Raw genomic sequence first — 13,450 nt, forward strand, 5'->3', positions numbered from 1 at the left:
ATGCGACGCTGAACACCAGAACTCAAAGCTTCTCGGTTGGGCGTTTCTGCGCCGCCTCGGCGTGCGCGCGCATTCCGTGTTTCGCCCCCTCGGGCGAGTCCCTTTTGGCAAACGCCCCAAAAGGAACCAAAAAGTCTCGCCCCTGCCATCCGGCTTTTCGCTTCGCGAAAAGTACCCTCGGTTCTTCGGAGTTCCAGGGGCCCGCGGCGAAGGGCCATCCCTGGCCCATCGCCGCTCTCGCGACATCCATGTCGCTCAACCCCTGAAACTCCGATCACCTTCGGCCTCCTGAAAGGGGCACTCGGCGCGTGCGGATATTCCTCTGGAAGCCCTCAAAAGCCAAAACCAAAACCAAAACAGAAGTCTTTGCGTAGGGCGCATAACCCGGAACGGGTTATCCGCCGATACCACGTCGGCGGATAACGCTTGCGCGTTATGCGCCCTACGGCTTACGACCGACGCAGCGGGATCACCCCGCGACCTTCAACATCCCCAGCACCAGTACCGCCAGGAACACCGTCTCCCCCACCATCAACAGGATCGGCTTCACCCCCACCGTTGCCAGCGCCTTGAGCTGAGTCTTCATGCCCAGCGCCGCGATGGAAATTACCAGGCACCACTGCGACAGCTTCCCACCCGCCTCAACCAGCATCGACGGCAACCAGCCGGTGCTGTTCACCGCCGCCAGCAGCACGAAGCCCACGGCGAACCACGGCAACAGCGGTGGGCGTTTGTCGCCCGGCTCCACGCCGCGGGCGCGGGTGATCATCGCTGCGCAAAGAATCACCGGCAGCAGCATCGCCACGCGCATCAGCTTGACCACCGTGGCGCTGTCACCGACTTCCTTCGAAAGGCTGTAGCCGGCGCCGACCACCTGGGCCACGTCATGGATGGTGCCGCCGAGGAAGATCCCCGCCTGCAACGGCGGCAGGCCCAGTGCACGGACGATCATGGGATAGAGGATCATCGCCAGGGTCGACAATGCCGACACGCCAAGCACGGTGAACAGCGTGGCCTTTTCCTTCTGCGTGTGCGCCGGCAGCGCCGCCGCCAGGGCCAGGGCCGCCGAGGCGCCGCAGATGGCGGTGGCGCCACCGGTGAGCAGGCCGAAGAGGAAGTTGAAGCCCATGGCGCGCGCCGCCGCAATCGACACCAGGATGGTCACCGTGACCAGCACCACCACCATGACCACCGGCTGCCAGCCCAGTTCGGCGATCTGCCCGAAGGTGATGCGGATGCCCAGCAGCGCTACACCCAGGCGCAGGATTTCGCGGGCGGTGAATTCGATACCGGCCTTGCACACGCTATCGGCGGCGAGGAAGTTCAGCGCCAGGCCAAGCAGCAGCGCAAAGAGCATCACCGGTGCGCCGTAGTGCTCGGAGAGGAAGGTCGCGGCCGCCGCGACCATGGCGCTGACCAGCAGCCCCGGCAGCAGCGTACGGCTGCGCGTGCCGAGCGCGGAAATCGTCAGCGCAGTCATGCCGGCACCTTTTCATCGCTGATCACTACATGGCACTCGCCGGCAATCCAGGAGATGCCATGCCGGCGCAGGCCGAAACCCTTGATGCCAGCCGGGCAGCCCGTGGCCAGATCGAAACGCAGGCCGTGGGCCGGGCACTGCAACCAGCGGCCATCCAGACGCCCGCTGAACAGCGAGGCGCCGGCATGGGGGCAGCTGTCATCGATGGCGTGCAGCTCACCGTCGATATCGAACAGCAGGAAGGCGCCTTTCTCATGGAGGAACAGGCTTCTGCCGCCGCGCGCCGGCAAGCGCTCGGCGGGAACACGGACCACACCGCTCATGCCGGAATAGCCTCGGCAAACTGCCGCTCCAGCGCGCGATAGAGCGCTGCCAGCAACTGCTCGGGGCTCTGCCCGCCGAGGGCGAAGGCACGGCCTTCGAGGAGGAACATCGGCACGCTGGAATCGGCCAGGGCCACGCGGCGGCCGATGAACTGGCGCGCACCGTCGGCCAGGGCTTCATCGAAATCGGCCAGGTTGAAATCGCAGGCGCGCAGCAGGCGGCACAGGGTGTCGCGATTGCCGATGTCCTGGCCCAGCTGGAAGTGCGCGCGGAAGATCATCTCCAGCAGCTGTTCCTTCTGGTTGTCGCTGCCGACGTGCGCCGCGCGCTGGAATACCCGGTGCGCATAGGTGGTGTTGGGCATGCTGAGGATACGTTCGAGATCGAGGTCGACCTTGGCGCCCTCTGCCGCTCGCCGCACTTCACCCATGCGCGCCTTCACCGCCCGCTTGCCGCCCAGGCGGCGCTGGTAGAACTCGGCGAAGGGCTCGCCCTCCATCGGCAACTGCGGCAGCAATTGCAGGCCGAGCCAGTTCACCCGCACCCGCAGCTCGGGACGCTGACGGGCCAGCAGGCGCAGCGCGACGTCGAGGTTGCGCTTGCCGATCAGGCACCAGGGGCAGATGAAGTCGAAGGTCATGTCCAGGTTGAGTGTCGGCATCAGGCGCCCTCCTCTTCGCCGCGCAGGCGGCGCATATCACGGTGGTAGTGACGGCGCGCGTAGAGGAACACCAGCGCGGCGAGAATGCTCAGCAACGGCACCAGCTGGAAGGCACGGTCCAGGCCGAGATGATCGGCCAGCACGCCGGTGAGCAATGGCCCGGGCGCCAGGCCCAGCAGGTTGTTGGCCAGGGTCAGCGTGGCGAAGGCCGTGCCGTGTACCGCCGGCGCGGTGAGGTTGGCGACCATGGCGCCGGACGGCCCGGAAGTACCGGCAGCGACCAGCATGCCCAGGCAGATCAGGCTCAACTGCGCAGTGCCCGGCGGCAGGTGGAAGGCGATGGACAGCAGCACGCAGCTGACCAGGCAGAAACCGATGGCGAGGATGATCTTGCGCGGCGGGTTGGCGCGGCCCAGGCGGTCGCAGAGGATGCCGCAGAGCACCATGCCGGTCCCGCCGACCAGCACGATCACCGCCGAGATCATCCCGGCCTTGCCGGTATCCAGGTGGTAGTAGCGATTCAGGTAGCTGGGAATCCACACCATCACCGCGGCGGCAACGAACAGTTGCAGGCCACTGCCCAGGTAGGCGGCGATCACAGAGCGGCTGCCGAACAGGCTGCGCAGCGAGCGCCCGCCCACCTGGCGTGGCGCCTCGGCGGCGGCCACCGGGGCAATGCGTTTCTCGCTGACCACCAGCGGATAGAGCAACGCCAGCAGCAGGCCGAACAGCGCCATGCCGGCGAATGCCCAGCGCCAGCCCAGGTGCGCGGCAAGCACACCGCCCAGGCCCATGCCGAGCACCGAGCCGAACATGCCGCCGGCCATGAAGGCGCCGGTCAGGGTGGCGCGCAGGTGCGCCGGGAAGACCGAGATGACCACGGCGATACCAACGCTACCGTAGGCGGCCTCGCCAACGCCGACGAAGAAGCGCGCGGCGAACATCTGCGGGAAGGTTTGCGCCACGGCGCAGCCCAGGGTGGCGAGGCTCCACAGCATGGCCATCAGCGCCAGGCTGCGCACCCGCCCCCAGCGGTCGGCGAGCAGCGACAGGGGGAAGGTCAGCAGGCCGACCATCACCGCGACGATGCCGCTGAGCAGGCCGAGCTGCGCGTCGCTCAGGGCCCATTCGACCTTGAGCAGCGGGAACACGGCGTTGAGCACCTGGCGCGACATGTAATCGGAGATCAGCAGGCCGAAGGTCAGGGCGAACACCACCCAGGCATAGCGGCGCGGCACGCTGGGCACGGTGGCAGGGATGTCGCCCAGGGCGACGGAGTGGATGGCCATGGTGCTAGCTCTCCGGGGGAGTCAGTGGATTCTTGTTGTTCTTGGATAAAGCCAGTGCGGGTTACTGGCAGAACCCGCACTGGAGCCTGTCACGCGCGTTGCGGGACGGACTTCTGGCCCGGCTGGCGGTTGGGCGCCATGCCGTTCATGCGCAGGGTTTCCTCGATGCTGTCGTACTGCACGCCGATCTTGTAGATGGCGCGCGCTTCCTTGCCGCTGGCGACCTCGCGGCCCAGTTCATGGGCAACGCGGACGCACTGCTGGATCTGCTCCACCGAAGTCATGCGCTGGCCGTGCTGGCCGATGATAGTGTCCTCGATGCCGCAACGCGGGTGCAGCCCCATGGCCATCGCCATCATGTTGAACGGCAGGACGTTCTTCAGCAGCGACTCGGCGGTGACGGTGGCGCCGTCCGGTGCGCGGTGCACGAAGTTCATGAAGTTGAACGGGTTGGGGCCGTCGAAACCGCCGCCAATGCCGATCCAGGTCAGGTTCAGCGGGCCCTTGTAGACACCTTTGCGCACCAGGCGCTCGAGGGTTTCCAGGGCATGCATGCCGGTGAGCTGGAAGTGCGGCTGGATGCCCGACGCCTGCAGGCGCTTGAGGTGCTCCTCGACCCAGGCCGGGCCGGCCGGTACGGTCATCTCGCTGTAGGCCGCCTGGTACAGCGGGTTCTCCAGGGAAGTGCCCTTGAGGTACTCCGGATAGAGCAGCTCCATGATGTTCATCTGGGTGGTGTTGATCGCCACCGTCACCTGGTCGGGCTTGGGGGTCAGCTCGGCGAGCATGTGGCGGGTGTCGTCGGACAGCCACTTGGCCGCCTCGCCGTCGCTTTCCGGGGCGAAGGAGATCGAGCCGCCGACCTGGATGATCATGTCCGGCACCGCTTCGCGCACGCCGGCGATCAGCTCGTTGAACTTGGACAGGCGCTTGGAGCCCTTGCCGTCCAGCTCACGCACGTGCAGGTGGAGCACGGTGGCGCCGGCTTCGTAGCAGTCCACGGCCTTCTGCACCTGCTCGTCCATGGTCACCGGGATGTCTTCGGGGAAGTCCTCGGGCATCCATTCCGGGCCATAGGGAGCGGTGGTGATGACCACCTTTTCCTGGTTCTCGGGGTGCAGCGAATCGTCGAAGAATTGCATGTCTGTCTCCTGGAATTGTTCTTGTCGAAGTCGGTTTCAACGAGGGCTCAGAACGGCTTGTCGCCGATGATTCCGGCGCGCTCCATGCGGCGCACGCAGGGCGGGTAGTCCATCACTGCGTAGTGCTGGGTACAGCGGTTGTCCCAGATCGCCACGTCGTTCTTCTTCCAGCGCCAGCGCACCTGGAATTCGGGGATGTACACCTGGCTCACCAGGTAGCGCAGCAGGTCGGACGCGCCGGGGTTGGCGTCCTGGCCGAAGCGCACGTTCTGCGGCGTGTGGTAATTGCTGAAGTGGGTGGTGAAGGCATTGACGAACAACACCTTCTCGCCGGTTTCGGGGTGGGTGCGCACCACCGGGTGCTCGGCATCCGGATACATCGCCTTGAGCGCCAGGCGTTTCTCGATCGGCATGGCGGCGCCGAAGCTGGCCTCGATGCTGTGGCGGGCGCGCAGCTTGGCGATGCGCTCCTTGATCTCCGCCGGGAGCATGTCGTAGGCCAGCGCCATGTTCGCCCACATGGTGTCGCCGCCTACCGGCGGGCACTCCACGCAGCGCAGGACGCAGCCCAGCGGCGGCGCCTCGCGCCAAGTGGCGTCTGTGTGCCAGGCGTTCTCGTAGCGGTCGTTGGGCAGGTCCGGAGTCTTGTAGATGCGCACCAGGCCCGGATGCTCCGGGTCGCTGCCGGCCACCGGGTGGTCTTCCAGCTCGCCGAAGCAACGGGCGAAGGCAACGTGCTCGGCGCGGCTGATGTCCTGGTCGCGCAGGAACAGCACCTTGTGCTTGAGCAGCAGCTCGCGCAGCTCGGCGAACAGGCCTTCGTCGCGCGATGCCTCGCCCAGGTTCACTCCAGAGATTTCGGCGCCGATGCTGCAGGTCAGACGTTCTACGTGCATGGCGGCGCCCTCAGATGACGAAGATCGACGAGCCGGTGGTCTTGCGCGACTCGAGGTCGCGGTGGGCTTGCACGGCATCTTCCAGCGCGTAGTGCTGGTTGATCTCGATGCGAATGTCGCCATTGCCCACGTGGGTGAACAGCTCGTCCAGCAACGCCATCTTTTCCGCCGGATCGGCGATGTAGTCCGCCAGGGCCGGGCGAGTGAGGAAGATCGAGCCCTTCATCGCCAGCAGCACCGGATCGAACGGCGGGATCGGGCCCGACGCGGTACCGACGCAGACCATCAGGCCGCGGCGCTTGAGCGACTCCAGGGAAGTCATGAAGGTGTCCTTGCCGACGCTGTCGAAGACCACGTCCACGCCACGCCCGTCGGTGAGTTCGCGCACGCGCTCGGCGACCCCCTCGTGGCTGTAGTTGATGACCTGCTCGCAGCCGTGGGCGAAGGCCACTTCGGCCTTGGCCTCGCTGGAAACGGTACCGATCACCCGCAGGCCGAGCAGCTTGGCCCACTGCGCGACGATCAGCCCGACACCACCGGCAGCCGCGTGCAGCAGGATGCTCTGGCCGGGCTTGAAGTCATGGATGCGGCGCAGCAGGTAGGCCGAGGTCAGGCCGCGCATGGTCATGGCGGCGGCCGTTTCGAAGGCGATGTTCTCCGGCAGACGGATCAGCGGCGCCGCCGGCACCAGGCGCTCGGTGCTGTAGGCGCCAAGGGTGTTGATGAAGCCGGTGTAGGTCACGCGGTCGCCGGGCACGACGTTGGTCACGCCCTCGCCCACCGCCACCACCACGCCGGCGGCTTCCACGCCCATGCCGCTGGGCAGCGGAACGGCGTAGGTGCCATTGCGGAAGTAGGTGTCGGCGTAATTCAGGCCCACCGCCACATGGCGGATGCGCACTTGCCCCAGGCCGGGCTCGCCGACCTCCACGTCCTCGTAACGCAGGACTTCGGGTCCCCCTGTTTCATAGAAACGAACGGCTTTGGCCATGGCCGGAATCTCCAGTTGTCTTGTTGTTGTGGGCGCTTTGGTTTGGAGCGGGCAAGCGCCCTTTGAGCGGACAATAGGCAGGGGCCGGGCGGGCAGCTTCACATGGTGCGACAGGGGCTTTTCATTTCATGACAGGCACGCCAGCGCAAGGCTGAAGCGTGCCTGTAGGAGCGAGCTTGCTCGCGAACCATGTCTGCCCGGCAGCTCCAGGCATCAAGCGGTTCGCGAGCAAGCTCGCTCCTACAATTTTGCGGTGACTGCGGAAGGAACGGCTGCGGCCGGGCGGCCGCAGCGCGGGGGCGGATCAGTGGAACGGGAAGATGTAGTTCATCCAGGCCGCCATGCGCAGGAGAATCTTGCGCATGATCGCCACATGGTGGAAATGCTCGCTGTAGATCGCCGCCTGGCCGTAAGCACCACCGGGCATCAGGTTGGCGTACTGGGCATAGTCCGGATCGGTAATCTCGATGATCACCGGCACACGCCCCGCCGGCGGTGATCCGGTATAGCTGAGCAAAGTGCCCGAGGGCTGAATCTGGCCCTCGCCGATCACCCCGATCGCCTGTTTCACCTTGCCGCTGAAGACCTTGCCGGGAATCCCGTCGAAGGCGACTTCCGCCTCGTCCCCGGCGGTCAGGCGCAGTTGGCTGTTCTGCCGCATCCAGGCGGCGAAATACTGCCCCTCGTCCGGCACGAAGACCATCGACGGGCGCAACGGCAGGCGTGTCGCCATCATCCCCGGACGCAGCGACACATGGGTGACGAAGCCTCGGGATGGCGCACGCACCACGGTGTTGTCGAGGTTGAACTGGGCGAGCGCCAGTTGGGCATTCAGGTCATCGACACGCGCGGTGGTCAGGTCGACATCGCGCTTGTTGCCGACGTTGCGCAGCGCCAGCTCGCGGGCGCGGGACTGGTCGGCACGCGCCGACACCAGTTGCGCCTTGATCGAGTCCAGCTTCAGCTGGAACGGTTTGGGATCGATGCGGAACAGCACCGTGCCCTTCTCGATCATCTGGTTGCCCTTCACCGGCACTTCGATCACCTGGCCAGTCACCACCGGGATTACCGGGGTAGAGACGAAGTAGGAACGCGCCACCTCGGAGTACGGGTGGTTGTAGTTCATGGTGAAGATCAGCGCGCCGATCAGCACCACGCCGCCGAGTACGGCGGTGGGCACGGTCCATTTGTTCAGTGGGATGCGGAATATCTTGAAGATGGCGATGCAGATGGCGGTGTAGGTGAGGATCAGCAACAGGTCCATGCGTCAGCCCTCCCCGCCCGGTTGCGATGGTGCAGGCGCTGGCGGAGGCTCGGCAGCGGCGGCAGCCGTGCGCCCTTCCAGCACCTCCAGGCGCTGGCGCAGTTCGGCCAGCTGCCCCTCGAGATACTCCGCCTCGGCCTGCGGCGTCCTGCCATGGTGAAAGCCCCAGCCGCGGTCCTTGCGGTACAACATGGCCCAGATCCAGAGGAACGGCCAGAGCGCATGCAGGGTGAACAAGCTGACCCAACCGGCCGCGTGGATCGCGTCCTGGTGGGGATGATCGCGATGCACCGCGATCTCGTAGGGAATGTCATGCAGCATGATGATGCCGTAGAACAGCACCACGGCGGCAAATATGAGTATCCCCAGGGCAACGTAGTCGAGCATCCCATACTCCTTGATCCCGGGCCCAACGCCCAGGTGGTCCGGATGAGTATGGCTGAGCGCTGGCGATCTGCACGAGCGCGCGCAGCCCCGTGCGGCGGAGTTTCGAGCAATCGCCAGGCCCTCCCGGCCGTAGTGTTGCAGGGGCCTCCATTCGTCAGGCCAGCCATCCTCCGGCCGCGATTTCGCGTTCACTGAAACCAGGCTTCACCGGGGAGCATCGACATGCGCAAGTCCACCCTCCTGCTGCTGGTCGGCGCGCTGGCCGTGCTGCTCGGCGGCTCGTCCTGCGGCGGCAACAACGGCCACCCCGACGCCCCGCCACCGCCGCCCATGGACGACGGACAGATGGGCTACCAGCGGATTCCGCAGCAGCAGATGCAGCCGCAGGTGCAGTCGATTCCGCGACGGTGAGCCCGCGCGGACAGCGGCGTTGACGGAGGCCAATCGCGGACGGAGTCCGCTCCTACGCTGGCCTGGGCCTCAGCAGGATCACCCGTGCCACCACCAGCGCCAGCAAGCCCGCCACGGCGAATGCGACGATGGTCGCCACACCGCCGCCCTGCTGCAGAAAGTCGGTCAACGCCGCAAGGGCTGCGGCCAGGAACAGCAACACCAGGCCAAACCACTGCATCCGCAGGGCGCGCAGGCGCCAGGAGTGAGGGTGATCGGCCAGCAAGGAAGTCTCGGTGCCCATGGCGGTATCTCCATGAGGGGGTGTCACTCCACGCTATCAGGCAATCCGGCCGCGGGATCGGGAGCTGACGAAGCGCCACTTTTGCAGGAGCGCGCTTGCTCGGGAATCGTCCCACTCCAAAAGCGTTCGCGAGCAGATTCACCCCTGGCTCGCCCTGTCACGGAGCGAGACGCTCGTTGATCCGCGGGGTGATTTGCTCCTCCGCAAGGCCCGCCGAGACGGTCGAGACAGCGCAGCATTCAGTTGAAACCTTCGCTCCCTGCAGCTGCCGAACGGTCATCGAAACGGCCGACCCTGCGGGCTAGAGCGTTTCGCCATTGATACAGGTCCTCATGCTTCGCGTGGAACTGTCTATCCTTCACCGGGCTGTCACGAAACAGGGAAGGCCTGCATGCCTAAGAAGCTGGTGCTGGTAGCGCTGGTGGCGCTGCTGCTGGGGGGCGGAGTGTGGTGGTACCTGCACTCGCGCGAGAGTGATGACAAACGCCTGGTGCTCTACGGCAACGTGGACATCCGCCAGGTGTCGCTGGCCTTCACCGGCAGCGAGCGCATCGCCAGGATGAACGTCGAGGAAGGCGATGCGGTGAAAGCCGGCGATGTGCTGGCCAGCCTCGACACGCGCACCCTGCGCCTGCAGATCGACAAGGCCCAGGCGCAGATCGCCGCCCAGGAGCAGAACCTGCTGCGCCTGAAGAACGGCTCGCGCCCCGAGGATATCGACCGCGCCAAGGCGCAGGACAAGGCCGCCCGCGCCCAGCTCGACCTCGCCACCACCCAGCTGCGCCGCCTGCAGAGCATTCGCGCCAACAGCCCCGGCGGCCGCGCCGTCAGCCAGCAGGACATCGACAGCGCCACCTCGCAGCAGAAAGTTGCCCAGGCCGAGCTGGAAGACCGCCAGAAATCCCTGCGTCTGGCGCAGATCGGCCCGCGCGCGGAAGACATCGCCCAGGCCGAGGCCCAGCTCGCCGCCGCCCGCGCCGATGTGGCGCTGCTGCAGCATAACCTCGACGAGGCCGACCTCAAGGCGCCGCAGAACGCCACCGTGCGCTCGCGCCTGCTGGAACCCGGCGACATGGCCTCGCCGCAGCGCCCGGTGTATTCACTGGCGCTGACCGACCCAAAATGGATTCGCGCCTACGTCAGCGAAACCAACCTGGGCCGCATCAAGCCGGGCATGAAGGCGCAGGTGTTCACCGACAGCCACCCGGACCAGGCCATCGACGGCCATGTCGGCTTCATCTCCTCGGTGGCCGAGTTCACCCCGAAATCGGTACAGACCGAAGAGCTGCGTACCAGCCTCGTGTACGAAGTGCGCGTGCTGGTCGCCGACCCGGACAACCGCCTGCGCCTGGGCATGCCGGCCACGGTGCGCTTCGCCGACGAGCCGCGTTGATGGCCTCGACTCAGGGAACCCACCACGGAGGCCCGGTCATCCGCGCCGAGGGCCTGGCCAAGCACTTCCTGGTGAAAGAGTCAGGCAAGACCGTGCAGGCACTCAAGGACATCTCGCTGGACATTCCGCGCGGCCAGCTCACCGCGCTGGTCGGCCCGGACGGCGCCGGCAAGACCACCTTCCTGCGCCTGGTTGCCGGGCTGCTGCAGGCCGACGCCGGCACGCTGACCGTGCTCGACCTGGACGTCCACGCCCACCCGCAGCAGGTCCAGGACCGCATCAGCTACATGCCGCAGCGCTTCGGCCTCTATGAAGACCTCAGCGTGCAGGAGAACCTCGACCTCTACGCGGACCTCCACGGCGTGCCGCACAAGGAACGCCAGGAGCGCTACCAGCGCCTGCTGGAGATGACCGACCTGGCGCGCTTCACCGACCGTCCGGCGGGCAAGCTCTCCGGCGGCATGAAGCAGAAGCTCGGGCTGGCCTGCACGCTGGTGCGCTCGCCGGACCTGCTGCTGCTCGACGAACCCACCGTCGGCGTCGACCCGCTGTCGCGCCGCGAACTGTGGGAGATCATCCAGCAGCTGATCGAGCAGGAGCAGCTCAGCGTACTGGTCTCCACCTCGTACATGGACGAGGCCGAGCGCTGCGCCGAAGTCTTCCTGCTGCACCAGGGCCAACTGATGGCCAAGGGCGACCCGGCATCGATCCGCGAGCACGCCGACAACCTCTGCTTCATCGCCACGCCACCCCAGGACGAGCCCGCGCGTACCCTGCAGGCGCGGCTGCTGGACGATCACCAGAACATCGTCGATGCCGTGCCGCAATCGGGCGAAGTACGCTTCATCCGCCAGCCCGACGCGGATCAGGGCAAGCTCGACCAGCTACTCGATGGCGCCCCGGTACGCCAGGTGGACGCACGCCTGGAGGACGGCTTCATGTTCCTGCTGCGCGCGCGCAGCGATGCCGAGCAGGTCGACATGGAATCGCTCAAGGCCGGCACCCGTCGCCACGGCGAGGGCCACGCCGACAACGACGAAACGGTGATCGAAGTGAAGGACCTGGTGCGCAAGTTCGGCGACTTCACTGCCGTGGCCAGCACCAGTTTCAGCGTGCATCGCGGGGAAATCTTCGGCCTGCTCGGGCCCAACGGCGCCGGCAAGACCACCACCTTCCGCATGCTCTGCGGGCTGCTGCCGGCCACCAGTGGCACGCTGCAGGTGGCCGGGGTCAACCTGCGCAATGCTCGGGCCCAGGCACGGCGCAAGGTCGGCTACGTGTCGCAGAAGTTCTCCCTCTACGGCAACCTATCGGTGGCGGAGAACCTGCGTTTCTTCGGTGGCGCCTACGGGCTCGGCGGCAAGCAGCTGAAGCAGCGGATGGATGCGGTGTCCCGCCAGTTCGACCTCGCCGGCCAGGAAGACTCGCCCAGCGGCCAGCTCCCCGGCGGCTTCAAGCAACGCCTGGCGATGGCCGTGGGCCTGCTCCACGAGCCGGAAATCCTCTTCCTCGACGAACCCACCAGCGGCGCCGACCCCCTCGCGCGCCGCGGCTTCTGGCAGCGCATCACGGCGCTGGCGGCCTCCGGCACCACCATCATCATCACCACGCACTTCATGGAAGAGGCCGAATACTGCGACCGCATCGTCATCCAGGACGCCGGCAAGCTGCTGGCCATGGGCACCCCGCGGGAAGTGCGGGAACAGGCCGGCGGCAAGGGCAGCACGCTGAACATGGAGCAGGCCTTCATCGAAATTGTGGAAAGCAACCGTCATCACGCCAAGGCAGGCGCAGCATGAGCGCCGGCGGCTTCTGGCGGCGCCTCGCCTCGTTGACCCGCAAGGAAGTGCGGCAGCTGGTGCGCGACCGCAGCAACCTGCTGATCGGCATCGGCCTGCCCATCGCGCTGATCCTGATCTTCGGCTACGGCCTGTCGCTGGACGTCAAGCGCGCCATCGTCGCCATCGTCCTCGACGATCCCTCCCCCATCGCCCGCGACGTGGCCGCCGGGATCAGCCGCACCGAGTACCTGGAGCCGCACCTCGTACGCTCCTACGCCGAAGGCGAGAAACTGATGCGCGCCCGCGAGGTGGACGCGGTGGTGCAGTTCCCGTCCGACTTCACCCGCAACCTAAACGACGGCCACGCGCAGATCCAGGTACTGGTGCAGGGCTCGGATGCCACCCGCGCCGCCAGCGTCTCCACCTACGTCAGCAGCGCCCTCGCCGGCTACGCCGAGAAGCAGGCCGACCGTGGCGCCGGCTCAGCGAGCCAGGCTGGCGCCGTCACCATCGTCCAGCGCATGTGGTTCAACGCCGCCAACACCAGCACCTGGTACCTGGTGCCGGGGCTGATCGTGCTGATCATGACGCTGGTCGGCGCCTTCCTCACCGCCCTGGTGATGGCCCGCGAATGGGAGCGCGGCACCCTCGAAGCCCTGTTCGTCACGCCGGTACGCCCGGTGGAAATCCTCCTGGCGAAGATCATCCCCTGCTTCGGCATCGGCATGATCGGCCTGGCGCTGTGCCTGCTCGCCGCGCGCTTCCTGTTCGACGTGCCGATCTACGGCTCCTTCATCGTGCTGGTGATCGCCTCCATGCTCTACATGCTGGTGGCGTTGGGCATTGGCCTGCTGATCTCGGCGGTGACCAAGAACCAGTTCCTCGCCAGCCAGATCGCCCTGCTCGCCAGCTTCCTGCCGGCGATGATGCTCTCGGGCTTCATCTTCGACCTGCGCAACGTACCGACCGCCATCCGCGTGATCGGCAACCTGCTGCCGGCGACCTACTTCATGGAGCTGGTGAAATCCCTGTTCCTGGCCGGCGACTTCTGGCCGATGATCTTCAAGAACTGCGCCATCCTCGCCGCCTACGCCGTCGCCCTGCTGGGCCTGGCGCGGCTGGTGACGCGCAAGCGGCTGGACTGACTG

14 protein-coding genes and 1 pseudogene are annotated in these 13,450 nt (G+C 66.5%); 5 read left to right on the forward strand and 10 right to left on the reverse strand.

Going from position 1 to position 13,450, the window contains the following annotated elements:
- Positions 1-266 (forward strand): annotated as a pseudogene (locus N5C91_RS26940) (hypothetical protein); the annotation flags it as partial.
- Between the two features lie 203 nt (positions 267-469).
- On the opposite strand, the gene N5C91_RS26945 reads toward N5C91_RS26940, so the two are convergent.
- The 9 genes from N5C91_RS26945 to N5C91_RS26985 all read right to left on the reverse strand — a co-directional run bounded on the left by N5C91_RS26945 (position 470) and on the right by N5C91_RS26985 (position 8,434).
- On the reverse strand, positions 470-1,480 hold the full coding sequence (locus tag N5C91_RS26945) for a putative sulfate exporter family transporter (protein WP_279833262.1): 1,011 nt from the start codon (positions 1,478-1,480) through the stop codon (positions 470-472).
- Positions 1,477-1,803, reverse strand: coding sequence for a Rieske 2Fe-2S domain-containing protein (locus N5C91_RS26950; RefSeq protein ID WP_279833263.1), 327 nt, complete (start codon positions 1,801-1,803; stop codon positions 1,477-1,479). The genes N5C91_RS26945 and N5C91_RS26950 overlap by 4 nt, the downstream gene beginning before the upstream one ends.
- Positions 1,800-2,465 carry a DsbA family protein gene (locus N5C91_RS26955; protein WP_236200071.1) on the reverse strand — a complete coding sequence of 222 codons (666 nt, stop codon included), beginning with the start codon at positions 2,463-2,465 and terminating at the stop codon, positions 1,800-1,802. Before N5C91_RS26955 ends, N5C91_RS26950 begins: the two co-directional genes overlap by 4 nt.
- Positions 2,465-3,754, reverse strand: coding sequence for an MFS transporter (locus tag N5C91_RS26960; protein WP_279833264.1), 1,290 nt, complete (start codon positions 3,752-3,754; stop codon positions 2,465-2,467). The genes N5C91_RS26955 and N5C91_RS26960 overlap by 1 nt, the downstream gene beginning before the upstream one ends.
- An 89-nt stretch (positions 3,755-3,843) precedes the next feature.
- On the reverse strand, positions 3,844-4,896 hold the full coding sequence (locus N5C91_RS26965; protein WP_236173579.1) for a 3-keto-5-aminohexanoate cleavage protein: 1,053 nt from the start codon (positions 4,894-4,896) through the stop codon (positions 3,844-3,846).
- A gap of 47 nt (positions 4,897-4,943) precedes the next feature.
- The gene (locus N5C91_RS26970) at positions 4,944-5,792 is read right to left on the reverse strand and encodes a TauD/TfdA family dioxygenase (RefSeq protein ID WP_279833266.1); all 849 of its coding nucleotides are present in this window, start codon (positions 5,790-5,792) and stop codon (positions 4,944-4,946) included.
- A 10-nt stretch (positions 5,793-5,802) separates the two neighbouring features.
- Positions 5,803-6,783: a quinone oxidoreductase gene (locus N5C91_RS26975; protein WP_236200069.1), complete on the reverse strand. Its 981-nt coding sequence runs from the start codon at positions 6,781-6,783 to the stop codon at positions 5,803-5,805.
- A gap of 304 nt (positions 6,784-7,087) precedes the next feature.
- Positions 7,088-8,047 carry a biotin/lipoyl-binding protein gene (locus N5C91_RS26980; RefSeq protein WP_236173582.1) on the reverse strand — a complete coding sequence of 320 codons (960 nt, stop codon included), beginning with the start codon at positions 8,045-8,047 and terminating at the stop codon, positions 7,088-7,090.
- Positions 8,048-8,050: 3 nt separating this feature from the next.
- Entirely contained in the window at positions 8,051-8,434 is a 384-nt protein-coding gene (locus N5C91_RS26985; RefSeq protein WP_236200068.1) for a DUF3302 domain-containing protein, read from the reverse strand.
- Between the two features lie 222 nt (positions 8,435-8,656).
- On the opposite strand from N5C91_RS26985, the gene N5C91_RS26990 reads away from it, so the two are divergent.
- Positions 8,657-8,845, forward strand: coding sequence for a hypothetical protein (locus N5C91_RS26990; protein ID WP_236200067.1), 189 nt, complete (start codon positions 8,657-8,659; stop codon positions 8,843-8,845).
- 52 nt (positions 8,846-8,897) lie between these two features.
- On the opposite strand, the gene N5C91_RS26995 is transcribed toward N5C91_RS26990, so the two are convergent.
- Positions 8,898-9,128 (reverse strand): hypothetical protein, encoded by a 231-nt coding sequence (locus tag N5C91_RS26995; protein ID WP_236200066.1) that lies wholly within the window; start codon positions 9,126-9,128, stop codon positions 8,898-8,900.
- Between the two features lie 391 nt (positions 9,129-9,519).
- Here N5C91_RS26995 and N5C91_RS27000 point away from each other — a divergent pair, with 391 nt between their 5' ends.
- The 3 genes from N5C91_RS27000 to N5C91_RS27010 are packed head-to-tail and all read left to right on the forward strand — an operon-like array spanning position 9,520 to position 13,447.
- Positions 9,520-10,521, forward strand: a complete 1,002-nt coding sequence (locus tag N5C91_RS27000; RefSeq protein ID WP_236200065.1) for an HlyD family efflux transporter periplasmic adaptor subunit — start codon at positions 9,520-9,522, stop codon at positions 10,519-10,521.
- Positions 10,521-12,320, forward strand: coding sequence for an ATP-binding cassette domain-containing protein (locus N5C91_RS27005; protein WP_279833272.1), 1,800 nt, complete (start codon positions 10,521-10,523; stop codon positions 12,318-12,320). The genes N5C91_RS27000 and N5C91_RS27005 overlap by 1 nt, the downstream gene beginning before the upstream one ends.
- On the forward strand, positions 12,317-13,447 hold the full coding sequence (locus tag N5C91_RS27010; protein WP_279833273.1) for an ABC transporter permease: 1,131 nt from the start codon (positions 12,317-12,319) through the stop codon (positions 13,445-13,447). Before N5C91_RS27005 ends, N5C91_RS27010 begins: the two co-directional genes overlap by 4 nt.
- The last annotated feature ends 3 nt before the right edge of the window (positions 13,448-13,450 follow it).

The sequence above is a fragment of the Pseudomonas sp. GD03903 genome, assembly GCF_029840045.1.
In the GTDB taxonomy this organism is placed as follows: Bacteria; Pseudomonadota; Gammaproteobacteria; order Pseudomonadales; family Pseudomonadaceae; genus Pseudomonas; species Pseudomonas pseudonitroreducens.